Below are 21,196 nucleotides of genomic sequence, written 5' to 3'. Positions count from 1 at the left end.
GCGGTGAGGACTTCGACACGACCGAGGACCTCCTCGAACACGCACGAGAGGCGCACGGACTGAGCGTATTCTGACTGGCGTCGCGGTCCCCGTTTTTTTTACACCTCGGAGCGACGGCTACGACCGCGTATCGACGTCCGGTCTGACGCTGAACCGGGCGTAGCCGCCGTGAGAGAGGTCGAGCGCCCCCAGCCACCAGTTCCACCGCTCGACGAGCGTGTAGTCGCCGGGGGCGTCCTGTAAGTTCCGGACGACGGTGTCGACGGTCAGTTCGCCGTCGAAGTCGGCGTCGAACTGCCCGGCCTCGGCCAAGTCGCGGGCCTGTCGCGCGACGACGGCGACCGGTTCGTCGTCCGCGTCGAACGTCTCGCACAGCACCGCTTCGAGTTCCTGTCGGTCCACACGGTGTGCTTGGCGGCCGTGCTCTTCAATCCACGGCTAGGATACGTCAGCGTGTGTGCTGAACGGAACGAGCGTGTCGGTGTCGTGACTGCTGTTAGTCGAAACTCACCGACCTGCGCGCAAAGAAAGCAGTGACGTTAGAACCCTTAGCTGCCCTTCTCGATGGGGGCGCCGACGAGGTTGCCCCACTCCGTCCAGGAGCCGTCGTAGTTGATGGTGTCCTCGTAGCCCAGCAGTTCGTGGAGCGCGAACCAGGCGACGGAGGAGCGCTCGCCGATACGGCAGTAAGCGACGGTCGTCGAGTCGCCGTCGATGCCGTACTCGCCGTAGAGGTCTTCGAGTTCGTCGTAGCTCTTGAACGTGCCGTCGTCGTTGGTCACGGCCGCCCACGAGATGTTCTCCGCACCGGGGATGTGGCCGCCGCGCTGGGCCGTCTCCTGCAGTCCAGGGGGTGCGAGGATCTCGCCGGAGTACTCCTCGGGCGAGCGAACGTCGACGAGCGGAACGTTGCGCTCGATGGCGTTGTCGACGTCTTCTCGGTAGGCGCGGATGGACTCGCGCGGGCCGGAGGCCTCGTAGTCGACGGCGGAGAACTCGGGCACTTCGTCGGTGAGTTCGTAGTCGTTCTCGACCCAGTACTCGCGGCCGCCGTCCAGCAGTTTGACGTCGTCGTGGCCGTAGTATTTGAACTGCCAGTAGGTGTAGGCGGCGAACCAGTTGGAGTTGTCACCGTACAGGACGACGGTGGAGTCCTCGCTGATGCCGTGGGAACCCAGCAGGTCCTCGAAGTCCTCCTTCGAGAGGATGTCGCGGGTGGTCTGGTCCTGCAGGTCCGTCTCCCAGTTGAACCCGATGGCGCCGGGAATGTGGCTCTCGTCGTACAGTTCTGTGTCCACGTCCACCTCTACGAGGCGGTGGGCGGGGTCGTCGCTCTGGAACTCGTCCAGGTGCTCGCTGACCCAGTCGGCCGAGACGAGCACGTCGTTGGCGTAATCAGTCATTGTGCGATCAACCATTCGACTACCACACATATATTACCACGAGTGGCGGCATGTACGGCCACTCCTCCCCCGTGACGGCATATGTTGCCCCTATCACGCGAACGCATATTGTGAACGGCACGCATCCGTAGAGAGCGGACCGGAAGATGCGGCCCCGACCTGTCCAGTCCACAGAGCCAGCGCGGCATACATCCGGCAACAGTTGCCACCACCTTCGACCAGCCCCGATGAGAGTCTTCAAGCGGCCCGAGTGGGTACGGACGGCCAATGACAGACATCGTCTCCGCGGACTGGGTCGCCGACCACCGCGAGGACTGTCGCATCGTCGACGTGCGCGACGCGTGGGAGTACGACGCCCTCGGCCACCTGCCGGGCGCCGTGAACGTCCCGTTCGACCGGTTCCGCACCGGCGAGGGCGAGGCGGGGATGCTCCCGAGCGAGGACGACTGGGCGTCGCTGCTTTCGGAGATCGGAGTCACCGGCGACGGCGACGTCGTCGCCTACGACGACCACCACGGCGTCTTCGCCGCGCGCTTTCTCGTCACGGCGGAACTGCTCGGCCACGACCCAGAGAAGCTACACCTCCTCGACGGGGACTTTTCGAGTTGGCAACTCGAACGCGAGACGACGAGCGACGCCCCCGAGGTAGCGGCCACGGAATACGTCGTCTCCCCGCCCGAATCGTCGCCGCTGGTCGGCCCCGACGAGGTGGCCGCCGCGGCCGACGACCCCGAGGCAGTCCTCGTCGACACCCGCGAGGACGAGGAGTACGCCGAGGGCCACATCCCCGGGGCCGTCCTACTCGACTGGCGCGAACTCGTCGACGACGAGACGCGCGGCCTCCTCGCCCGCGAGGACGCACTGGCCGTCCTCGAATCGGTGGGCATCGTCCCGGAGAAACGCGTCGTCCTCTACTGTAATACCGCCCGTCGCATCAGTCACACCTACGTCGTGCTCCGGCACCTCGGCTTCGAGGACGTCGACTTCTACGAGGGGAGTCTGACCGAGTGGGAAGCCGAGGACCGACCGTTAGAGACGGGCACGGCCGAGTAAGACGCGTCCTCGCATCGAAGCGTCCTCGCTTATCCCAGCGCCTGCTGTTCTGGTCCCCGCTCCGCCGCGAGCAGATTCGCCGTCTCGGCCAGTAGCGCGACGACCACTGGACCCGCGATGAACCCCACCAGCCCCAGCGACAGCACCCCACCGGTGAACCCGACGAAGTAGAGGCTGGCGGGCATCCCCGTCGTGTAGCGGGCGAGGCGGGGACGGATGACCGCGTCCGGCAGGAAACCGACGAGGGCCAGTCCCAGCACCGTCACCAGCAGTGCGCCGACGACGTCGCCGGTCACGACGTCCGCGGCGGCGATGGCGACGACCACCACACTCGGCCCGACGACGGGGACGAACTGAAGGATGCCAGCGACGACGGCGAGCGAGAACGCGCTGTTGTACCCCAGCATCCCGAACACCGCCCACGCCATCAGGAAGGTTCCGAAGGCCGTCGCGGCCTGCAAGACGTAGATGGCGTACAGCGTCCCGCGCAGGCGCTCGTGAAAGCGCGTGACGAGGTCGTGATACGGTCGTGGAATCGTCCGATACAGCACCTCGCCGGGCGCGCTGGGTCGCCAGAGCATCGCGTAGACGAGTATCGTAAAGAGGACGATCTTCAGCGCGATGATCGGCGTCTCGCTGGCGAGTGCAACAGCGACGGCCCGCAGACTTTCGCTGAGGCCGGCCAGCGTCCTCTCGATGTTTATCGGGTACCGGAATCCGCCGACGACGATCGTGACACTGTCCGGGAGTTGTTGGAAGAACGCGAACAGGTCGCGGCGGCGACGGTACAGTACGGCGGCCGGCGGGACGAGGACGAGCGACCCCCCGACGAAGGCGATGACCGTCGTGACTGCGGCGGCGAGTCGCTTCGAGAGGCCGTGGCGTACGAACCACTCCGAGAGCGGAAAGAGGACGTAAGCGACGGTGATCGCGAAGAAGACGGTCGCCAGCACGCTCGACAGCAACACAGTCGTCAGGAGCGACAGCGCAACGAGCAAGCCCGCGAGTACGTACGTCCGCTGGCGAGTAACCACGACCTATCTTTCGTATCGCCCGTCAAAAACGTTCCCGCAGTTGACAGCCAAGCGAAACGAGACTCAGGGGGCGACGCCGACGGTCACGAGCGTCCCGAACTCTCGGTAGCGCTCGACCATCGCCTCGCGCGTGTCCCACTCCTCGGTCGGGAACTCGCTTTCGGGCGGAATCTCGATGTCGCGGTCCGGAACGTTGTCCTGTACGGCGACGGCGAGTCCCGCCGCACGGAACGCGTTACGGTACTCGGCGGCGCTCCAGCGAGTCATCGGGACGTCGACCAGTTCGTCCCACGCGTGAGAGTGGACGTTCTCTTCGTAGTAGTTCACGGCACAGTGGAACGTGCCGTCGGGACCGAGGACGCGGGCCACCTCCTCGAGGACGGCGTCGGGGTCGCTCGCGTAGTAGAACGCCTCCATCGAGACGCAGTGGTCGACGCTGTCAGTCTCGAACGGCAGGTGCTCGAAGTCCCCGACGAGGTAGCCCACGTCCGGGTCGTCGGTGTACGATCGTGCGTTCTCGGCCATCGCCGGCGAGGCGTCGATGCCGTAGGCCCGGCCCGCGTCCTTCGTCTCTTTGAGGGCGCGGCCGGCGTAGCCGCTCCCACAGCCCAAATCGAGGACAGTGTCGCCCGCTTCGACGGGCATCCGGGCCAGTACGTGCTTGGCGGTGTGCCAGTGGCGGTCCTCCATCCCGCGGTCTTTTCCACGGGCCGCCCAGTCGTCGAACTCGTCGCTGACGCTCATACGCGTACTGTGTGTGGCCGGGCAAAACGCCCTTCGACTCCGTCCGGCGACCGCTCCGGGAACGTTATCACACCGGGCCGTCCACGAACGGGTATGCGCCGCCGTCGCCCCCGGTACCGTATCGCCGACACCGCACAGCAGGTCGTGGGCGGGTTCCTGCTGGCCGGTCCGTTCGTCGTCACCGAGGAGGTGTGGGTGCTGGCTGCGAACATGACGACGCTCCACGCCGGACTGGTCGCCGGCATCGTCTTCGCCATCGGCTACGGCGCACTCTACAAGGCCGACGCGGACCGCGACCTCGACCGCGAGGCCGAAGTCGCCGGCGTCCCGATACGGTTCGTCTCGCTGATGGTCGTCGCCTTCGGGTCCGTCGCCGTCCTCGCGATGGTGTTTACCGCCCCCGATACGTTTCTCGTCGACGGCGGGATTCTCCCGGACCCGACGCCGATGGCCGTCACGGTGACGACGCTGAAAGCCATCTCCGTCGGCGCTATCTTCAGCGTCGTCGGCGCAGCCACCGCCGACAGCGTGTTCTGAGCGATACCCGCAGACTTAATGACTGTCGCCCCGCGTTTCGGGTACATGGAGTATACGCTGGCCATCGACAACACGCCGGACACCGTCGAGGGCGGGACCGGTATCCTTCTCCTGCACCCCAGCACCGGCGAGACGGACCGACTCGACACTGACTTCCTGTCGACGGACACCGACGCGATGCTGGTCATCTCGACGCGGACCACTGCTCGCGAAGTCAAGCAGAAACTGGAGTACTACGAAGTCGACGAGGACACGGCCACCATCCTCGATACCCTCTCCGTCGAGCGCGGGTACACCCGCCGCCAGTCCGAGAGCGTCCGTTATGCCTCTGCTCCGGACGACCTGGAGGGAATCGTCGCCGAGACGGAGACGTTCTTACAGGACCACGACGGCAAACTGCGCGTGAGTTTCGACTCGCTGACCGAACTCATCTACTACGCCGACGAGGACCAGGCCATGGAGGCCGTCGAGGACATCCTCGAACTGCTGGAGGAGTACGACGCCGTCGGGATGTTCCACCTCGCGGAGGGCGTCCACGACGAAGCGACCGTCGACGAGTTCCGGGCCCTGTTCGACGGCGTCGTCGAACTCGTCGAGGACGGCACCGTCACCAGCGAGTTCTGAGGCCACGGCGCCGACCCCCAATCGTCGGGTGTGTCATCAATTACCAAAGTGCCAACAATTAAGGCGCTATAGACCGTCGTTCGTACCTGTATGCCGGAATGCCAGAACTGCGGCAATTTTGTAACGGCCGACTACGCGCGTGTCTTCACGCCGAATGGGGTCGAGAAACCGCGGGTCTGCCCGCAGTGTGAAGACAAGATTCGCGACGGGGCCGACGTCCGCGAGGCCAGGTCCACGCGACGCGGGTAATCGAACTGGGGCCAAACGGTCGGTTCTCTCGCCCGGACTGTCTCTTTTCGGGTGTACTCACTGGCGGTGAATGCCGACAGCGTCAGGTCCGCGCGTCGGACAGCAGGTCCCGCGCCGTCGCCAACGCGTCGTCGGCGCGGTCGGCGTCGCGGGCCTCTGCAGTGACCCGAATGAGCGGTTGGGTCCCGCTGGCCCGGAGGAGGAACCACGCGTCCCCGAGGTCGACGCGCACGCCGTCAAGCGTGGTCACGTCGTCGAACTCGTCGAGGACCCGCTCTCGAACCCGGTCCATCACCGCACCCTTCGCGTCGACGCCGACGTTGTCCCGGCGGATGGGGTAACTCGGGACCTCCGCGGCCCGGTCTGCGAGCGGTCGGTCGGCGTCCAGCGTCACCGCAGTACAGGCCGCAAGCGGCCCATCGGGACAGAGGGTGTGGTCGGGCCATATCCACGCGCCGCTTGGTTCGCCGCCGAAGGCGACGCCCTCGGCGCTTGCGGCCTCCGCGACGTAGACGTCGCCGACGGGCGTGTACTCCACGTCGACGTCGATTTCGGCGAGGTGGTCGCCGACGGCGAGACTCGTGTCCACCGGGACGGCGACCCGGTCACCGGGGCTGGCGGCGGCCCGTGCAAAGAGCGCCAGCAGGACGTCACCGGAGAGGTAGGTGCCGTCGCCGGCCACCGCACGCATCCGGTCGGCGTCGCCGTCGTGGGCGATACCCACGTCGGCGTCGGACTCGGCGACCAGCGTCGCGAGCGACTGGCAGTTCTCCGGGGTCGGTTCGCTCGGTCGGCCGGGGAACGCGCCGTCGGGTTGGCCGTTCAGCGTCTCGACGTGACAGCCCATCGCCTGCAAGACGTCGGCGGTGACGCCGCCAGCGCCGTTACCCACGTCGACGAGGACGTGGCTGGAAAGCGAGTCGCGGTCCAGTTCCGAGCGAATCGTCTCGGCGTGGCGGGTGCGAGCGCCCGTCGCCCAAGATTCGAGGGTCCCGCACTCGTCCCAGTCGGCTGGGTCGAACGCGCCGTCTTCGAGACGCTCCTCGATGGTCTCGCGTCGCTCGGCGTCGAACGCCTGTCCGGACGGTTGCCAGAGTTTGATGCCGTTGTCCTCGGCCGGGTTGTGACTCGCCGTGATGGAGACGCCGGCGTCGGCCGCTTGCCACCCGACCGCCCGACCGACCGTCGGCGTCGAGGCGAGGCCGACGTCTACGACGTCTGTCCCGCTCTCGCGCAGGCCCGCGACGAGCGCCGACTGGAGGAACTCGCCGCTCTCGCGCGGGTCCCGCCCGACGACCACGCGGTCGCTGTCGACACCCAGTGCGCGGCCGACGGAGAGCGCGAGGTCAGCAGTCACCGTCTCGCCGACCGGTCCGCGAATGCCACTCGTCCCGAATAGTGTCATACTCGGGTCCCCGAGTGGCGGCGGAAAAAGGATACCGGGACGGGACGAATCACTCCGGCGACCACTCGCAGGCCGCACCGGTCGTCAGGTCCTCGGCATCGACGTGGGCCGACAGGCAGCCGTAGTTGCAGAACTGCGCCGTCGGTGTGCCACCCGCCTCGGCCGAGAGATACAGCGGATCGTGGTCCTCGACCGGGCGCCCGCAGTACGTACACTCCATATCTGAGCCGAGCGGTCCGAGCAACAAACGTTTTGTCCGCGTCCGCGGCATCTCCGCACATGAAACAGGGCGGCTCCGACGCGGCGAAGCGCGCGGCCGGCGAGGCGGCGGCCGAGACAGCCGAAGACGGGATGGTAATCGGGTTGGGGACCGGTAGCACCGCGGCCCACGCGATTCGGGCCATCGGCCGGCAGGTCGACGCCGGACTGGACGTGGTCGGCGTCCCGACCTCCTTCCAGTCCCGCGAACTCGCCCGTACCGCGGGCATCCCGCTGGCTGACCTAGACGAGGTGACAGTCGACCTCGCCATCGACGGCGCTGACGAGGTGGCCGGCGGCGACCTCGTGAAAGGCGGCGGCGCGGCCCACGCCCGCGAGAAGATCGTGGACGCGAGCGCCGACCGCTTCCTCGTCGTCGCAGATCCCACGAAGATGGCCGAGACGCTATCGTACCCGGTTCCACTGGAAGTGCTCCCCGCGGCACGGACCACCGTCGCCGAGTCGGTCCGGGAACTGGGCGGGGACCCGGACCTTCGACGGGCCGAACGGAAAGACGGGCCCGTCGTCACCGACAACGGCAACCTCGTGCTGGACTGTGCGTTCGGCGAGATAGCCGACCCAGCGGCGCTGGCGGCAGACCTCGCGGCACTGCCGGGCGTCGTCGAACACGGCCTGTTCGTCGACGTGGCCGACGCCGTCTACGTGGGCAGCGAAGACGGCGTGACGGTCAGAGAGCTGTAGCTGTCCGGCTGACGTCGAAAGAAAGACTGCTCGGAGACGACCTTACAGGTCGCGCGGCTGGACCGTCTTGCGGTCGTTCTCCTCGGCTCGTCGAGCGGCGTCGGCGAGCAGCTCCTCGACCTCAGCGTCGAGAGCATCGTAGAAGTCCGAGGCCACGTTCATGTTGTCGAGCTCTTCCTTGACGGCGGCTTTGACGATTAGGTCTGCCATACAACCCTGTGTAGCGTAGGGGTTACTTATATACTTTCCCCAATGCGATGGCTCTCGCCGGTATTCACGGGGGTCTGAGACGTTTTTGGCCGTCGACCCCTATATAAATAGCCCCTGAGTCGGATATATCAGGGTCGATAGCCCTCCACGGGCGGGAATCGAAACGAGATACGCCGAGTATCGGCGTCTGGAGTGCTCGCGCGCGCCCGGCCCGGACCGACGGATAGGAGTAGCCGGCCCCCCGAAGAGGGGACATGCGCGACCTACTCGATGCAGTCGCGGCGGGCGAGGTCACCCCCGCCGAGGCCGAAGCGGAACTCGCCGGTTACGCCACCAGCGGTGCTGGCCGGTTCGACGCGGCCCGGGAGACCCGTTCAGGCGTCCCCGAGGCGGTGCTCGGCGACGGCAAGACGCCCGGGGAGATCGCCGACCTCGCGTCGACGGCCGTCGAAACGACCGGCAGAGCGATCGTAACGAGAATCGACCCGCCAGCGGCCGCCGCCGTCCGACGCGAACTGGCGACCGACGCACCCGAGGCGACGGTCCGCTGGTCCGAGCGGTCGAACTGGCTGGTCGCGACCGCCCCGGAGTTCGAGCGTCCGGACCTGGACGCGACGGTCGGCGTCGTCACCGCCGGCACCTCCGACGCCGTCCCGGCCGGCGAAGCGGCGATGCTGGCCGCCGAGATGGGCGCGGCGGTCACCCGTATCTCGGACGTCGGCGTCGCCAGCATCGCCCGGACGATAGACGCCGTGGACCGCCTTCGCGATCAGGACGTCCTCGTCGTCGCCGCGGGCCGCGAGGGGGCGCTTCCCACCGTCGTCGCCGGCCTCGTCGACACCCCCGTCATCGGCCTGCCCGTCTCGACTGGCTACGGGCACGACGGCGCGGGCGAGGCCGCGTTCTCGGGGATGATCCAGTCCTGTACGACGCTCTCTGTCGTCAACATCGACGCGGGCTTCACCGCGGGCGCACAGGCGGGCCTCATCGCACGACGGGTCGCCGATGCACGGGGTGACGATGTGTAAGAGCAGACCCGTCTCTGGGAGAGAATACCCACACATTTGGGTAAACGAATATCCCTCTGGCAACCCTTCTCACGTACGTCGGCGGTGGTGTCGCCGACGAACACGATGCCTGAATGTGACCATTGCGGCGCGCACGTCTCAGACCAGTTCGCCCGTGTGTTCGCTGACGAGCGCGGACACATCCGGGCCTGCCCGAACTGCTCGGCCAACGCTGGCATCGCCGAGGTATCGAGAGAGCGCGCCCACCAAGTGTGAGGCCCACTGGGCCGCCCGCATCGTGCGATGACCACCACGCGGAGCCCTGTTCACTACGCCTACGTGCTGCGGTGTAGTGACGGAAGCTTTTACGCCGGCTACACGACGGACGTCGAGCGCCGAGTGCGTGAACACGACGCCGGCGACGGGGCGAAGTACACCCGCGGCCGGACGCCGGTCGAACTCGTCCACGTCGAACGCTTCCAGTCGAAGTCCGCGGCGATGCGCCGCGAGTACGAGATCAAACAGCTCTCGCGCACGCAGAAGGAACGGCTGGTCGAGTCCTCGGACGCCGAAGCGGACTTCGACACGTGAGCCGACGGGTGATTTTTTCACCGCCCACCGAGAGGTATCGGGTATGGACGACGACGACGCCGCGGCGATCACGTTCGGCACCGACGGCTGGCGAGCGACCTTAGACGAGTTCACCGCGCCGCGCGTGCGGATGGTCGGACAGGGCGTCGCGACGGCGCTGCGGGAACACGGCCAGAGCGGGACGGTGGCCGTCGGCTACGACGCCCGCGAGACGTCGCGCGGGTTCGCCGAGGAACTGTCTCGCGTGCTGTGTGCCAATGGATTCGACGTACTCGTCCCGGACCGGGACACGCCGACGCCCGTCGTCGCGTGGACGGTCACAGAGCGCGACCTCGCCGGGGCGCTCCAGATAACGGCCAGTCACAACCCGCCGGCGTACAACGGCGTGAAGTTCGTCCCCGCGTCCGGCGCTCCCGCACTCCCAGCGATGACCGAGGACATCGTGGCGAACCTCGGCGACCCCGACCCGCTGCCCGAGAGCGAGTGGGGCACGGTCACCGAGACGGACCTCGTCGGCGACTACGCCGACCACGCCATCGATTACGTGAACGCCGACCTCTCGGGCCTCTCGGTGGCCTACGACGCCATGCACGGGAGCGGTCGGGGCGTCACCGACGCCCTCCTCGAACGTGCCGGCGCGGACGTGACCGCCCTGCGCGACGAGCGAGACCCCGAGTTCGGCGGCGGGTCCCCGGAGCCAGCGGCCGAGAACGTCGAGGAGTTGATCGCCCGCGTACGCGAGGGCGAGGCCGCCCTCGGCGTCGTCAACGACGGCGACGCCGACCGCATCGGCGTCGTCACACCCGAGCGCGGCTATCTCGACGCGAACCTCTTCTTCGCGGCGCTGTACGACTACCTGCTGGAGTCGCGGTCCGGCGACGTGGTCCGGACCGTCTCCACCTCCAGCATCGTCGACCGGGTCGCGGAGGCCCACGGCCAGTCTGCCCACGAGGTGGCGGTCGGGTTCAAGTGGGTCGCCGAGGCGATGGCCGACCACGATGCCCTCATGGGCGGCGAGGAGTCGGGCGGGTTCGGCCTCACCGACCACCTCCGCAACAAGGACGGCGTGTTGCTGGCGCTGGTGGCCGCGGCAGCCGAGTCCGAGGAGTCGCTTGACGCCCGCGTCGACCGCTTGCTCGACGACCACGGCGAGATTCATCAGGGACGGGTCAGCGTCGACTGTCCGGACGACCGGAAAGAGCCGGTGCTTGACGCACTGGAGGACGAACTGCCCGACTCGGTGGCCGGCGAGAGCGTCGCCGATGTCAACACCGTCGACGGGTTCAAGATACGGCTCGCGGACGATACGTGGGTGCTGGTCCGGCCATCGGGGACGGAGCCGAAACTCCGCGTCTACGCCGAGGCGGGCAGCGATACGCGGGTCACGGAACTGCTGTCGGCGGGCCGCGGACTGGTCGCCCCGCTGGTTTAACCCGACAGCGCGCGTTGGTCGGGCATGGACCCCGACGTCGAGTTCGCATACACCGAGGGACTGACCGAGGCCGAGGTGGAGACGCGCCTGCGCGACGCCACGGACGGCGTCCTCGCGCTGGCCGACGACGGCGACGCCTACGCGATTCCAGTGTTTCACCACTACGAGGACGGGTCGCTGTACGTCCGACTGGGCGAGACGCCCGACAGCCGGAAGGCCGCCTACGTCGAGACGACCGACACCGCGACGTACGTCGTCTACGAAGCCGAGACGACGAGCGACGACGCCGAACAACACGGCTGGAGCGTCGTCGCCCGCGGGCCGATACGGGCAGTCCCGCCGGACGACCCCGCCTACGACGCCGTCACCATCAACGACCGATTCGCACCCATTCGGGTGTTCGACGAGGCGCTTGACGAAGTCGAACTGACGCTCTACGAGTTGCGCATCGAGGAACTGGCCGGTCGGTCGAACTGACAGCTCTTCCGGTGAGACGCCGTCAGGCCGTCGATTCGACCACGAGCGTGTTGGCGATTCGGTCACCGAGTCGCTGGGCGTCGTCGTCGGTGAACAGCAAGAGCGCTTCGACGGTCAGCCACCCACCCATCAGCAAGAGTGCGAGGACGAACCCAACGAAGGGGATGAAGACGCTGGCGAGCGCCATCAGCGGGAGGGGCGCGAGCAACACGGCGGTCCGCTGTATCGTCTGGTCTCGCGTGACCGGGCCACCGTCCTCGCCGACGAGGACGACGCCGGCGACGCGCATCCCCAACGTCTGGCCGCCGTCGGTGAGGAAGTAGACGAAGTACCCGCCGACGACGAGGCCGATGACGGCCCACTGAAGTAAGGAGAGGGCGAAACCGAGGGCGACCATCCCCAGCATTGTCCCGGGACTGTCGACGGTGGGCGCACCCATCGCCTCGCCGGTAGTAACGAGCATCCTGACGCCGGTGAACACCACCCAGACGACGACCGTCGCGACGGTGAGGAGGGTGAAATCGAGGAGGAAGCCGAGGACCCGGTCGTCACGCACCGACGCCGGGTCGGGGTTCTGTGAGGACATGGCTCGATAATTTCGTCTCGTCCGAGTGTGGAAAGACTATCGCAATCAGCCGTCGGTCGAGCGCGTCCCCCGCCAGCGACCGGCCTCGTCGACTGCCTCGACCGTGAACCCGAGGCCCTCGTAGAACGGTTTCACGTCGGCGTCGAACGCCGCCGTCAGCCGTCCTCGGCGCTCGACTGCGGCCTCGACCAGCGCTGTCCCGATTCCCTGCCCGCGTCGACGGCGGCGAACTGCGACGGCCGCGACGTGTTCGCCGTCGAGGACGAGTGCGCCCAGCACTCGCTCGCCGTCCGCCGGGGCCCGCGGGCCGCTGGCCCGCTCGTCAGACCGAGTGCGCTCCCCGCCCTCGCACGCGACGAGCGCCCCGTCCTCGGCGATACTGGCCCGGACCGTCTCGACGTCGATAGAGAGCGCCGCGCCGTCGAGGACGTTCATCACGTCCGGCAGGTCGGCCACTGTGGCGTCGCGAACGAACATGGGTCAGTACGTCCGTGCCTCGTCGATGGCCTCCAGCAGGTCGTCGACGCCGGGCCGGTCGAACGTCGAGTTACTCCGGTAGGACCACGCTACCGCGGGGCCGTCCCGAAGGTCGACGAGGACGGCCTCGGGCACCCGGCCGAGGAAGTCGCTCCAGTCGCCCGGAAAGCCGAAGCGAACCGGCTGGTCGTACGCGTTGCCGGCCGTCGCCTCCGGATCGGCCACGATGGGATACGGCGGGTCGTAGCTGTCCTGCCACTCCCGAACGCGGTCGTGGGGTTCCGACACGATGGAGACGGCTTCGGTGTCCCGGTCGGCGAACTCGTTGTCGGCGGCGAGCGCCGACGGCGGGTCCGGTCCGGGGCCGACGTTGGGCACGGAGAAGTCGGTCGCCTCGATGGACATAGCGTAGCGTAGGGCTCGACGGGCAAAAACGGGGGGTCGTGAGTGGCTCGCCGCCCGCTCAGCCACCCTTGATGAGTCTGACCACGCGTACGTGGTCGGCCTCGACTGGCTGGTTCGTCGGAACCGTCTTGTCGTCGACGAGCACCGACACCGCGTGTGGCGAGAGGTCGAGCGGTCGGAGCAGGTCGGCGTAGGTGGCGTCGTCGTCGACCGTGAGGTCGTGGGTCTCCTCGCCGGCCACCTCCACGGTGACGTCCATGGCCGTGTGTATCGGGATGGACGGCTTGAGCCTGTCGGCTAGCAGTAGGCGACGAGTGAACGGTGTCGAGAGGGAGCGAGGTCGTAAACAGCCAGAGAGGGGCCGGAGGCTTTCAGTCCAACCCGATTGAACGGTCCATGGGGTTGGACTGAAAGGGGCGGTCGGCTACGCGAACCCCGGCGACGCAAGGACCGCAGGAACGAACGCAGTGAGTGACGAGGAGCGCAGCGAGCCGCGGGAGCGTAGCCGTCCGGGGCTTTCTGGCGGGTCACGGAGTGCTCACGAACGCTGCATCCGAACACTGCTAGCGGGGCGTTTAAGGCTAGCCCGCGCCTCCCACCGAGCATGAGTGAGGCCGAGTCCGAGTCGCGGGCGGGACGCGAAGAGGTGTGGATAGAGAAGTACCGCCCGGAGTCGTTAGACGACGTGATGGGCCACGAGGACATCGTCGGCCGCCTGCAGAGCTACGTCCGGCGCAACGACCTCTCGCACATGCTGTTCTCGGGGCCGGCGGGCACCGGCAAGACCACCTGCGCGACGGCCATCGCCCGCGAACTGTACGGCGAGGACTGGCGCGAGCACTTCCTCGAACTGAACGCCTCCGACGAGCGGGGTATCGACGTGGTCCGGGACCGCATCAAGAACTTCGCGCGGACGAGTTTCGGCGGCGTCGAGTACCGCATCATCTTCTTAGACGAGGCCGACGCGCTGACGAGCGACGCCCAGTCCGCACTCCGCCGGACGATGGAGCAGTTCTCGAACAACGTCCGCTTCATCCTCTCGTGTAACTACTCCAGCCAGATCATCGACCCCATCCAGTCTCGGTGTGCCGTCTTCCGGTTCTCGCCGCTGTCTGACGAGGCCGTCGAGTCCGAGATCCGCCACATCGCCGCCGAGGAGGACATCGAACTCACCGACGACGGCGTCGACGCGCTGGTCTACGCCGCCGCCGGCGACATGCGCAAGGCCATCAACGGCCTGCAGGCCGCCTCGGTCAGCGGCGACGTGGTCGACGAGTCGGCGGTGTACGCCATCACCTCGACGGCCCGCCCCGAGGAGATTCACGACATGGTCCAGTCCGCGCTCGACGGCGACTTCACGGCCGCCCGCGCGACGCTGGACAGACTGCTCACCGAGGAGGGCATCGCTGGCGGCGACATCATCGACCAGTTGCACCGGTCGGTCTGGGAGTTCGACGTCGACGACGAGGCGGCGGTCCGCATCCTCGAACGCGTCGGCGAGACGGACTACCGCATCACGCAGGGCGCCAACGAGACGGTGCAGTTGGAGGCGATGCTGGCGAGTCTCGCGAAAGGGCAGTAGCGGCTTCACCCCGAAAGCGTCGTTTTCACCCGCGATAATTGCTCACGCAAGTTTATACGAGAGTAGTCGGTTAGCTATCACCAACTGAAATGCACAGTTCGAGCAATCGACGCCGGGGCGAGCGCGGGCAGGTGGGTATCGGGACCCTCGTCGTGTTCATCGCGATGGTGCTGGTCGCGGCCATCGCTGCGGGCGTCCTCATCAACACGTCCGGCTATCTGCAGAACTCGGCGGAAGCGACGGGACAGGGTGCGAGCGACTCGACGACGAACCGGGTACAGGTGGTGAGTGCCACCGGGAGTCACTTCGAGAACAACGCGGTCGGCGTGGTGAACATCACGGTGAAGAAATCCCCCGGAGCGGGCAACGTCGACCTCGGACAGGCGACGGTGCAGTGGGTCGGGCCGAGCGGGTCGTACTACCAACTCGCAGAGAACGGCGCCTCGGGGAACCCCGACGGCCGGTTCGGGGTCGCCGTCGTGCAGGACGACGACTCGCCCGCGTCGTCGCCGGTGCTGGACTCGACAGAAGACCGTTTCACCATCGCGCTGGACCTCGGGAACCCCGACCTACCCGGCGCGACGGAGTTCGGCAAGAACTTAGCGGAAGGTGAGACGGCGACAGTCCGCATCACGACCACCTCCGGCGCGACGACGGTGAAGCGAATCGTCGTCCCGGAGACGCTCTCCGGCGGGTCGGCCGTCGCGGTGTAGCCCCCCTTCGGAACTGTTTTACCCGCTGCTGGGCCAACACTACGCCAATGAGTGACCTCGACGAGGCCTACCAACTCGACTACTTCGACGAGGCCGGATTCCATCGACAGGAGTGTCTGGAATGTGGCGACATGTTCTGGTCGCGCGCGGACCGCGACACCTGCGGCGAACCGCCCTGTGCGGAGTACGGCTTCATCGACAACCCCGGGTTCGACGAGGAGTTCTCCCTCTCGGAGATGCGCGAGGCGTTCCTCTCTTTCTTCGAAGCGCGTGATCACACCCGCATCGACCCGTACCCGGTCGCCGCCAACCGCTGGCGCGACGACGTCCTGTTGACCCAAGCCTCGATCTACGACTTCCAGCCACTCGTCACCTCGGGGACGACGCCGCCGCCGGCGAACCCGCTGTGTATCTCGCAACCGTGTATCCGGATGCAAGACATCGACAACGTCGGCAAGACGGGCCGGCACACGATGGCCTTCGAGATGATGGCCCACCACGCGTTCAACGCCAAGGAGGACATCGAGGACCCCGAGGAGTACGCCTATCAGGGCGAAGTGTACTGGAAAGAGGAGACGGTCGCGTACTGCGTCGAACTGTTCGAGGAACTGGGCGCCGACGTCGACGAACTCACCCTCATCGAGGACCCGTGGGTCGGCGGCGGCAACGCCGGGCCGGCCTTCGAAGTCATCTACGAGGGCGCGGAGCTGGCGACGCTCGTCTTCATGTCCCTAGAGCAAGACCCCGACGGCGAGTACGAGATGAAAGACGGCAACCGCTACTCGGAGATGGACACCTACGTCGTCGACACCGGCTACGGGCTAGAGCGGTGGACGTGGGTCTCGCAGGGCACCCCCACCGTCTACGAGGCCGTCTACCCCGACATGATACAGTTCCTCAAGGACAACGCCGGGGTCGAACTCACCGACGAGGAGGAGGCCATCGTCCACAACGCCGCGAAACTCGCGGGACGGATGGACATCGACGAGGCCGAGGACATCGAGGCCGAACGCGACACTATCGCCGAGGCCGTCGGCGTCAGCGTCGAGGAACTGCGCGACCTGATGGGGCCACTGGAGGACATCTACGCCATCGCCGACCACTGCCGGACGCTGGCGTACATGCTCGGCGACGGCATCGTCCCCTCGAACGTCGGGACGGGCTATCTCGCCCGGATGGTGCTGCGCCGCACGAAGCGACTGGTCGACAGCGTGGGCGTCGACGCCCCGCTTGACGAGCTGGTCGACATGCAGGCCGAGCGCCTGAACTACGAGAACCGCGACACCGTCCGCGACATCGTCCGCACGGAGGTCGAGAAGTACCGCGAGACGCTCGATAGGGGCGGCCGCCGCGTGCGCCAACTCGCCGAGGAGTACGCCGAGACGGGCGAACCGATTCCGACCGAGGAACTGGTCGAACTGTACGACTCCCACGGCATCCAACCGGACATGGTCGAAGAGATAGCCGCCGAACGCGGCGTCGACGTGGACGTGCCCGACGACTTCTACTCCGTCGTCGCCTCCCGCCACGGCGGCGGGGACGACACCGCAACGGCCGAGGGCGTCCCGTACGCCGACCGCCTCGCAGAGCTTCCGAACACCGACCGACTCTACTACGAGGACCAACAGCGTACCGAGTTCGAGGCCGTCGTACTGGAAGTGTTCGACCGCGACGACGGCCGATTCGACGTGGTGCTGGACCAGACGATGTTCTACCCCGAGGGCGGTGGACAACCGCCGGACCACGGGACGCTGGCCACCGACGACGTGACCGCCGAAGTCGAGGACGTCCAGCGCTACGACGACGTCATCCTCCACACTGCCGACGAGGACCCCGGTAAGGGCGAGTTCGTCCGCGGGCAGGTCGACGCCACCCGCCGGAAACGCCTGATGCAACACCACACGGCGACCCACATCGTCGTCCACAGCGCCCGACAGGTGCTGGGCGAGCACGTCCGGCAGGCCGGCGCCCAGAAGGGCGTCGACTCCTCGCGCATCGACGTGCGCCACTACGAGTCGGTGACCCGCGAGCAAGTCAAGGAGATAGAGCGGTACGCCAACGACCTCGTCCAGGACAACGTCCCGGTCACCCAGCAGTGGCCCGACCGCAACGAGGCCGAGGAGAAACACGGCTTCGACCTGTATCAGGGTGGCATCCCGGCCGGCGAGCAGATTCGGCTCATTCAGGTCGCAGACGACATCCAGGCGTGTGGGGGGACCCACGTCGCCCGGACCGGCGACATCGGCGCCATCAAACTGCTGGGCACCGAGCGGATCCAGGACGGCGTCATCCGACTTACCTTCGCGGCCGGCGACGCGGCCATCGAGGCGACCCAGCGCACCGAGGACGCCCTCTATGCGGCCGCCGACGTCCTCGACGTCGCGCCCGAGGAAGTACCCGACACCGCCGCGCGGTTCTTCGACGAGTGGAAGGCCCGCGGGAAGGAGATAGAGGACCTCAAGGAGCAACTCGCCGAGGCGCGAGCGTCCGGCGGCGCCGACACCGAGGAGGTGGACGTCGACGGGACGACGGCCGTCGTCCAGCGCATCGACGCCGACATGGACGAGTTGCGCGCACAGGCCAACGCTCTCGTCGAGCAGGGCAAGATAGCCGTCCTCGGGTCGGGCCGCGACGGCGCGCAGTTCGTCGTCGCCGTTCCCGACGGCGTCGACGTGGACGCCGGCGAAGTCGTCGGCGAACTGGCCGGCCGCGTCGGCGGCGGCGGCGGCGGCCCCGCGGACTTCGCACAGGGCGGCGGCCCCGACGGCGACGCACTCGACGACGCACTCGACGACGCCGCGGAGATTCTCCAGTCCGTCGCGAACGTCTGAAAGCGACGCGAGTCGCCGCCGTTCGAGTTCGTACCGCGACCTCTCGCGGGGAAAGAACGATACGCCTGCCCCCAGATACTAGCACCATATGCCGTACTGTACGGCCTGCGGGGCCGCCGTCAGGACCACCGACGCCTTCTGTCCGGAGTGTGGCACGAAGCGCCACGAGCCGGACGGAGAGGTGTCGATGCCGTCGACCGACGAGCGAGCGGACCAGCGCGCCGCGGAGCCGGGTGGTTCGGCGGCCGACGAGCGACCCGGCGAGACGGCCGAACCGGCCGAGGAGGCGAGTCCGTTCGAGCGCGATAGCTTCTCGTTCGGGCTCTCGTATCCAGTCAGTGACGGGTACGAACCGTTTCTCCTGGGGAGCATCTTCGCACTCGTCGGGTCGATGATACCGTTCGTGGGCCTGTTCACCAACGGCTACGCCTTCCAGTTGGCGGGCGCGGCCGCGAGCGGACGGCCCGACCCGCCCGGGTTCGACGCCTTCGTCGACCTGTTCGTCGACGGCCTCAGAGCCACCGTCGCCCTCCTCGTCCTCTGGGGTGGGACCGCCATCGTCGGAGCCGCCGTCGCGGCGGTGGCCGAACAGGTCGGCCTCGCCGGGGGCGTCCGTGACCTCGCCGTGGCGCTCGTCGCGTTCGCCGGCCTCTATCTGACGCCGGCCGTGCTGACCGCCTACGCGGCGACCGGGCGGTTCCCCCGCGCGTTCTCCGGCCGCTACACCGGGGCCTTTGCCACCTCGAAGGAGTATCTGGAGGCGTTCGCCGCGTGGGTCCTCCTCCTCGTGATGGCGACGGTGCTGTGGCTGGCGTCGATACTGACGCTCGTCGGGCCGGCGTTCGTCGCGACGTACGCGAGCTACGCCTTCGCGACGTTCTGGGGCTATCACTACCGGGAAGCAGCCAACGCGGGCGTCGTCCCGCCACTCGCGGCCGACGACGAACGGGAGCAAGCGGCCATCGGCCCGACGAATCAGTCGCCCTGACAGTACTCCCGGGCCTCTCGGAGCGCGTCGTTCGTCTCACAGATGAGCGTGAGGTGGTCGCCGGTCGAGAGCGTGAACGCGCCGTCCGGGACGCGGTCCTCGCCGTCTCGACTCACCATCGCCACCAGACAGCCCGAGGGCAGGTCGTCGGTCACCGCCTCGACGGGCTGGCCGGCGAGGGCGTCGTTCCGGAGTTCGACTTCGAGGACGTCGCCGGTCCGGCCGGCGTCGGCCAGCCAGTGGCTCAGGGCCGGCCGTTCGATGGCGTCGTCGATGGCGTCGGCCACCGCGAACCCGGCGGAGATGGGTTCGACGTCGAGGTCCTCGAAGGCCGCGAGGTTGTCCGGCTGGTTCGCCCGCGCGACCACAGTGTCGACGTCGAACCGGGTCGCCGCGAGTTGGGCGACTAGCATGTTCACGTCGTCGTCTGCGGTGGCCGCGACGACTACGCTGGCCCGCTTGGCGTCGGCGGCGTCGAGGGTCGACGCGTCGGTCGCGTCGCCGTGGACCGCACGGTGGCCGGCGGCGCGCACTCGCTCGACGGCCGAGGCGTCCCTGTCGACCATGACGACCTCCTCGCCGCGGGCTTCGAATCTGTCTGCGAGTTCTGTTCCGACACGACCGGCACCGACGATGAGCGTGTGTGTTGGCACGATATCCAGCGCCTGTGCGAGATGACGGGCCAATCCACCTTGAAAGATGACGGTGGCGAAGATGACCGAGAAGACGGTCCCGACGAGCACCGTCGCGGCCGTCGGGTTCGTCGGCCGCAACTCGATGGCGAACAGCGTCGCGACGCTCGCGGGGACGATCCCCCGAGGACCGAGTAGGCCGATGAACAGGCGCTCGTTGGTGGCCAGCGACCCGCCGACCGTCGCGAGGAGCGCGCCGAGCAGGCGGGCGAAGACGACGACGACCACGACGACACCCAGTCCGGCGACGCCGAGCGCACGGAGGTCGTCGAGTGACAGGAGCGCCGCGAGGACGATGAAGACGAACGAGAGGACGAACAGCGTCACCCCGCCTTTGAATTCCGCGATGAGTTCCCGGTGGGGGATGTCGCTGTTCCCGAGGACGAGACCGGCCGTCGCCGCCGCGGCGATACCGGCCTCCGAGAGCAGCGACCCGGCGATGGCGAACGCGGCGAGCGCCGCGGTCAGGACGACCAGCCGAGCGCTCTGGGTCGCGGTGTCGGCGGCAAGTCGGAGGCGGTCGAGCAACGTCGCGACACACCAGCCGACGGCGGCCCCGACGGCCACGCCGACGAACAGTCGGAGGAGGAACGCCTCGACGACGACCAGCGGCGTCGGGCTGTCGGCGACGACGAACTCGAAGGTAGCCACCGCGAGGATGGCCGCGACCACGTCGTTGATGATGCCCTCGGTCTCCAGTGCGGCGGCGACCCGGTCACGGACCGGGACGACCTGCAGGATGGGCGTGATGACGGTCGGCCCAGTCGCGACGAGTAACGATCCGACGAGGACGGCGACGGCCCAGTCGACGCCGAACACCACTCGGACGGCGGTCGTCGTGCCGACGAGCGACAGCAGCGCCCCCACGGTGACGAGTCCAAGCGCCTCGCGGGATGCCTCGCGAACCCGGTCGACGGTGAGGTGAAACGCGCCCTCGAAGACGATGATACCGACGCTGAGGCCCACGATGGCCTGTAGCCCGGCTTCGCCGAACAGTTCCGGGCGCACCACGCCGAACCCTTGCGGGCCGACGAGAACCCCCGCGACCAGCAGGAATCCGACGCTGGGGACCTGTAGCCGGTCGGCGACGAGTTGTGCGGTGACCCCCAGTCCGGCGACGAGCACGACAGCACCGACGAGTGACGTAGCAGTGGACACGACTCGGGAGGGGGTTGGTGGTGATACGTGTTAAGCGG

At 67.7% G+C, this 21,196-nt stretch carries 25 protein-coding genes; 13 read left to right on the top strand and 12 right to left on the bottom strand.

Annotated elements, in window-relative coordinates; all coding sequences use genetic code 11:
* Positions 1-117: 117 nt before the first annotated feature.
* Together NDI85_RS15595 and NDI85_RS15590 are read right to left on the bottom strand one after the other, a co-directional pair.
* Positions 118-402 carry a hypothetical protein gene (locus NDI85_RS15595; RefSeq protein WP_188999970.1) on the bottom strand — a complete coding sequence of 95 codons (285 nt, stop codon included), beginning with the start codon at positions 400-402 and terminating at the stop codon, positions 118-120.
* Positions 403-548: 146 nt separating this feature from the next.
* Entirely contained in the window at positions 549-1,403 is an 855-nt protein-coding gene (locus NDI85_RS15590; RefSeq protein ID WP_310916302.1) for a sulfurtransferase, read from the bottom strand.
* A 267-nt stretch (positions 1,404-1,670) separates the two neighbouring features.
* On the opposite strand from NDI85_RS15590, the gene NDI85_RS15585 reads away from it, so the two are divergent.
* Positions 1,671-2,456, top strand: a complete 786-nt coding sequence (locus tag NDI85_RS15585; RefSeq protein ID WP_310916301.1) for a sulfurtransferase — start codon at positions 1,671-1,673, stop codon at positions 2,454-2,456.
* Between the two features lie 29 nt (positions 2,457-2,485).
* On the opposite strand, the gene NDI85_RS15580 is transcribed toward NDI85_RS15585, so the two are convergent.
* Together NDI85_RS15580 and NDI85_RS15575 are read right to left on the bottom strand one after the other, a co-directional pair.
* Positions 2,486-3,490, bottom strand: a complete 1,005-nt coding sequence (locus NDI85_RS15580) for an AI-2E family transporter (protein ID WP_188999980.1) — start codon at positions 3,488-3,490, stop codon at positions 2,486-2,488.
* A gap of 63 nt (positions 3,491-3,553) precedes the next feature.
* Positions 3,554-4,234, bottom strand: coding sequence for a class I SAM-dependent methyltransferase (locus tag NDI85_RS15575; protein WP_310916300.1), 681 nt, complete (start codon positions 4,232-4,234; stop codon positions 3,554-3,556).
* 93 nt (positions 4,235-4,327) lie between these two features.
* On the opposite strand from NDI85_RS15575, the gene NDI85_RS15570 reads away from it, so the two are divergent.
* Both NDI85_RS15570 and NDI85_RS15565 read left to right on the top strand, forming a co-directional pair.
* Positions 4,328-4,771, top strand: a complete 444-nt coding sequence (locus NDI85_RS15570) for a DUF2391 family protein (RefSeq protein ID WP_188999985.1) — start codon at positions 4,328-4,330, stop codon at positions 4,769-4,771.
* Between the two features lie 45 nt (positions 4,772-4,816).
* Positions 4,817-5,395 carry a hypothetical protein gene (locus NDI85_RS15565; RefSeq protein ID WP_188999988.1) on the top strand — a complete coding sequence of 193 codons (579 nt, stop codon included), beginning with the start codon at positions 4,817-4,819 and terminating at the stop codon, positions 5,393-5,395.
* 331 nt (positions 5,396-5,726) lie between these two features.
* Here NDI85_RS15565 and glmM read toward each other — a convergent pair whose 3' ends face one another.
* Complete coding sequence (gene glmM / locus NDI85_RS15560; RefSeq protein WP_310916299.1) at positions 5,727-7,049, bottom strand: phosphoglucosamine mutase; 1,323 nt, start codon at positions 7,047-7,049, stop codon at positions 5,727-5,729.
* Between the two features lie 49 nt (positions 7,050-7,098).
* Positions 7,099-7,269 carry a hypothetical protein gene (locus NDI85_RS15555; RefSeq protein WP_227015706.1) on the bottom strand — a complete coding sequence of 57 codons (171 nt, stop codon included), beginning with the start codon at positions 7,267-7,269 and terminating at the stop codon, positions 7,099-7,101.
* A gap of 59 nt (positions 7,270-7,328) precedes the next feature.
* On the opposite strand from NDI85_RS15555, the gene rpiA reads away from it, so the two are divergent.
* On the top strand, positions 7,329-8,009 hold the full coding sequence (gene rpiA / locus NDI85_RS15550; protein ID WP_310916298.1) for a ribose-5-phosphate isomerase RpiA: 681 nt from the start codon (positions 7,329-7,331) through the stop codon (positions 8,007-8,009).
* A 42-nt stretch (positions 8,010-8,051) separates the two neighbouring features.
* Here the strand turns inward: rpiA and NDI85_RS15545 are convergent, their stop codons facing one another.
* Positions 8,052-8,219, bottom strand: coding sequence for a DUF1931 domain-containing protein (locus NDI85_RS15545; RefSeq protein ID WP_166967753.1), 168 nt, complete (start codon positions 8,217-8,219; stop codon positions 8,052-8,054).
* A 254-nt stretch (positions 8,220-8,473) separates the two neighbouring features.
* On the opposite strand from NDI85_RS15545, the gene larB reads away from it, so the two are divergent.
* The 5 genes from larB to NDI85_RS15520 all read left to right on the top strand — a co-directional run bounded on the left by larB (position 8,474) and on the right by NDI85_RS15520 (position 11,726).
* The gene (gene larB, locus NDI85_RS15540; RefSeq protein WP_310916297.1) at positions 8,474-9,247 is read left to right on the top strand and encodes a nickel pincer cofactor biosynthesis protein LarB; all 774 of its coding nucleotides are present in this window, start codon (positions 8,474-8,476) and stop codon (positions 9,245-9,247) included.
* A gap of 105 nt (positions 9,248-9,352) precedes the next feature.
* Positions 9,353-9,502: a hypothetical protein gene (locus NDI85_RS15535; RefSeq protein ID WP_166967749.1), complete on the top strand. Its 150-nt coding sequence runs from the start codon at positions 9,353-9,355 to the stop codon at positions 9,500-9,502.
* 27 nt (positions 9,503-9,529) lie between these two features.
* Positions 9,530-9,817, top strand: coding sequence for a GIY-YIG nuclease family protein (locus tag NDI85_RS15530; protein WP_189000017.1), 288 nt, complete (start codon positions 9,530-9,532; stop codon positions 9,815-9,817).
* A 43-nt stretch (positions 9,818-9,860) separates the two neighbouring features.
* Positions 9,861-11,249, top strand: coding sequence for a phosphoglucomutase/phosphomannomutase family protein (locus NDI85_RS15525; protein ID WP_310916296.1), 1,389 nt, complete (start codon positions 9,861-9,863; stop codon positions 11,247-11,249).
* 24 nt (positions 11,250-11,273) lie between these two features.
* Positions 11,274-11,726, top strand: a complete 453-nt coding sequence (locus NDI85_RS15520) for a pyridoxamine 5'-phosphate oxidase family protein (protein ID WP_189000022.1) — start codon at positions 11,274-11,276, stop codon at positions 11,724-11,726.
* Positions 11,727-11,748: 22 nt separating this feature from the next.
* Here the strand turns inward: NDI85_RS15520 and NDI85_RS15515 are convergent, their stop codons facing one another.
* Genes NDI85_RS15515 through NDI85_RS15500 form a run of 4 tightly spaced genes read right to left on the bottom strand, consistent with a single transcriptional unit; the run spans position 11,749 to position 13,453 of the window.
* Entirely contained in the window at positions 11,749-12,312 is a 564-nt protein-coding gene (locus NDI85_RS15515) for an RDD family protein (RefSeq protein ID WP_310916295.1), read from the bottom strand.
* Positions 12,313-12,357: 45 nt separating this feature from the next.
* The gene (locus NDI85_RS15510) at positions 12,358-12,789 is read right to left on the bottom strand and encodes a GNAT family N-acetyltransferase (RefSeq protein ID WP_310916294.1); all 432 of its coding nucleotides are present in this window, start codon (positions 12,787-12,789) and stop codon (positions 12,358-12,360) included.
* Positions 12,790-12,792: 3 nt separating this feature from the next.
* A complete protein-coding gene (locus NDI85_RS15505; RefSeq protein ID WP_310916293.1) occupies positions 12,793-13,194 on the bottom strand; it encodes a peroxiredoxin in 402 nt (133 codons plus the stop codon).
* A 58-nt stretch (positions 13,195-13,252) separates the two neighbouring features.
* Positions 13,253-13,453 carry a ubiquitin-like small modifier protein SAMP2 gene (locus tag NDI85_RS15500; RefSeq protein ID WP_310916292.1) on the bottom strand — a complete coding sequence of 67 codons (201 nt, stop codon included), beginning with the start codon at positions 13,451-13,453 and terminating at the stop codon, positions 13,253-13,255.
* 345 nt (positions 13,454-13,798) lie between these two features.
* On the opposite strand from NDI85_RS15500, the gene NDI85_RS15495 reads away from it, so the two are divergent.
* The 4 genes from NDI85_RS15495 to NDI85_RS15480 all read left to right on the top strand — a co-directional run bounded on the left by NDI85_RS15495 (position 13,799) and on the right by NDI85_RS15480 (position 19,308).
* Positions 13,799-14,776, top strand: coding sequence for a replication factor C small subunit (locus NDI85_RS15495; protein ID WP_310916291.1), 978 nt, complete (start codon positions 13,799-13,801; stop codon positions 14,774-14,776).
* 89 nt (positions 14,777-14,865) lie between these two features.
* Positions 14,866-15,489: an archaellin/type IV pilin N-terminal domain-containing protein gene (locus tag NDI85_RS15490; protein WP_189000041.1), complete on the top strand. Its 624-nt coding sequence runs from the start codon at positions 14,866-14,868 to the stop codon at positions 15,487-15,489.
* Positions 15,490-15,536: 47 nt separating this feature from the next.
* Entirely contained in the window at positions 15,537-18,320 is a 2,784-nt protein-coding gene (gene alaS, locus NDI85_RS15485; RefSeq protein ID WP_310916290.1) for an alanine--tRNA ligase, read from the top strand.
* 88 nt (positions 18,321-18,408) lie between these two features.
* The gene (locus NDI85_RS15480; RefSeq protein WP_310916289.1) at positions 18,409-19,308 is read left to right on the top strand and encodes a DUF4013 domain-containing protein; all 900 of its coding nucleotides are present in this window, start codon (positions 18,409-18,411) and stop codon (positions 19,306-19,308) included.
* On the opposite strand, the gene NDI85_RS15475 is transcribed toward NDI85_RS15480, so the two are convergent.
* A complete protein-coding gene (locus tag NDI85_RS15475) occupies positions 19,296-21,158 on the bottom strand; it encodes a cation:proton antiporter (RefSeq protein WP_189000065.1) in 1,863 nt (620 codons plus the stop codon). The two genes, NDI85_RS15480 and NDI85_RS15475, sit on opposite strands and share 13 nt — an antisense overlap.
* Positions 21,159-21,196 lie beyond the last annotated feature (38 nt).

Source organism: Haloarcula sp. S1AR25-4 (assembly GCF_031624555.1).
Classification (GTDB): domain Archaea; phylum Halobacteriota; class Halobacteria; order Halobacteriales; family Haloarculaceae; genus Haloarcula; species Haloarcula pellucida.
The sequence above is the reverse complement of the archived record's forward strand: the minus strand, read 5'-3'. Positions and strand labels throughout refer to the sequence as shown.

What these genes read in the sequence shown, in the direction of transcription:
- NDI85_RS15520 (WP_189000022.1), top strand. Translation starts at nt 11,274, where the DNA reads ATGGACCCCGACGTCGAGTTCGCATACACCGAGGGACTGACCGAGGCC.
- NDI85_RS15585 (WP_310916301.1), top strand. Translation starts at nt 1,671, where the DNA reads ATGACAGACATCGTCTCCGCGGACTGGGTCGCCGACCACCGCGAGGAC.
- NDI85_RS15510 (WP_310916294.1), bottom strand. Translation starts at nt 12,789, where the DNA reads ATGTTCGTTCGCGACGCCACAGTGGCCGACCTGCCGGACGTGATGAAC.
- NDI85_RS15555 (WP_227015706.1), bottom strand. Translation starts at nt 7,269, where the DNA reads ATGGAGTGTACGTACTGCGGGCGCCCGGTCGAGGACCACGATCCGCTG.
- NDI85_RS15495 (WP_310916291.1), top strand. Translation starts at nt 13,799, where the DNA reads ATGAGTGAGGCCGAGTCCGAGTCGCGGGCGGGACGCGAAGAGGTGTGG.
- NDI85_RS15480 (WP_310916289.1), top strand. Translation starts at nt 18,409, where the DNA reads ATGCCGTACTGTACGGCCTGCGGGGCCGCCGTCAGGACCACCGACGCC.
- NDI85_RS15570 (WP_188999985.1), top strand. Translation starts at nt 4,328, where the DNA reads ATGCGCCGCCGTCGCCCCCGGTACCGTATCGCCGACACCGCACAGCAG.
- NDI85_RS15515 (WP_310916295.1), bottom strand. Translation starts at nt 12,312, where the DNA reads ATGTCCTCACAGAACCCCGACCCGGCGTCGGTGCGTGACGACCGGGTC.
- NDI85_RS15525 (WP_310916296.1), top strand. Translation starts at nt 9,861, where the DNA reads ATGGACGACGACGACGCCGCGGCGATCACGTTCGGCACCGACGGCTGG.
- larB (WP_310916297.1), top strand. Translation starts at nt 8,474, where the DNA reads ATGCGCGACCTACTCGATGCAGTCGCGGCGGGCGAGGTCACCCCCGCC.
- NDI85_RS15530 (WP_189000017.1), top strand. Translation starts at nt 9,530, where the DNA reads ATGACCACCACGCGGAGCCCTGTTCACTACGCCTACGTGCTGCGGTGT.
- rpiA (WP_310916298.1), top strand. Translation starts at nt 7,329, where the DNA reads ATGAAACAGGGCGGCTCCGACGCGGCGAAGCGCGCGGCCGGCGAGGCG.
- NDI85_RS15545 (WP_166967753.1), bottom strand. Translation starts at nt 8,219, where the DNA reads ATGGCAGACCTAATCGTCAAAGCCGCCGTCAAGGAAGAGCTCGACAAC.
- glmM (WP_310916299.1), bottom strand. Translation starts at nt 7,049, where the DNA reads ATGACACTATTCGGGACGAGTGGCATTCGCGGACCGGTCGGCGAGACG.
- NDI85_RS15505 (WP_310916293.1), bottom strand. Translation starts at nt 13,194, where the DNA reads ATGTCCATCGAGGCGACCGACTTCTCCGTGCCCAACGTCGGCCCCGGA.
- NDI85_RS15500 (WP_310916292.1), bottom strand. Translation starts at nt 13,453, where the DNA reads ATGGACGTCACCGTGGAGGTGGCCGGCGAGGAGACCCACGACCTCACG.
- NDI85_RS15490 (WP_189000041.1), top strand. Translation starts at nt 14,866, where the DNA reads ATGCACAGTTCGAGCAATCGACGCCGGGGCGAGCGCGGGCAGGTGGGT.
- NDI85_RS15590 (WP_310916302.1), bottom strand. Translation starts at nt 1,403, where the DNA reads ATGACTGATTACGCCAACGACGTGCTCGTCTCGGCCGACTGGGTCAGC.
- NDI85_RS15565 (WP_188999988.1), top strand. Translation starts at nt 4,817, where the DNA reads ATGGAGTATACGCTGGCCATCGACAACACGCCGGACACCGTCGAGGGC.
- NDI85_RS15575 (WP_310916300.1), bottom strand. Translation starts at nt 4,234, where the DNA reads ATGAGCGTCAGCGACGAGTTCGACGACTGGGCGGCCCGTGGAAAAGAC.
- NDI85_RS15535 (WP_166967749.1), top strand. Translation starts at nt 9,353, where the DNA reads ATGCCTGAATGTGACCATTGCGGCGCGCACGTCTCAGACCAGTTCGCC.
- alaS (WP_310916290.1), top strand. Translation starts at nt 15,537, where the DNA reads ATGAGTGACCTCGACGAGGCCTACCAACTCGACTACTTCGACGAGGCC.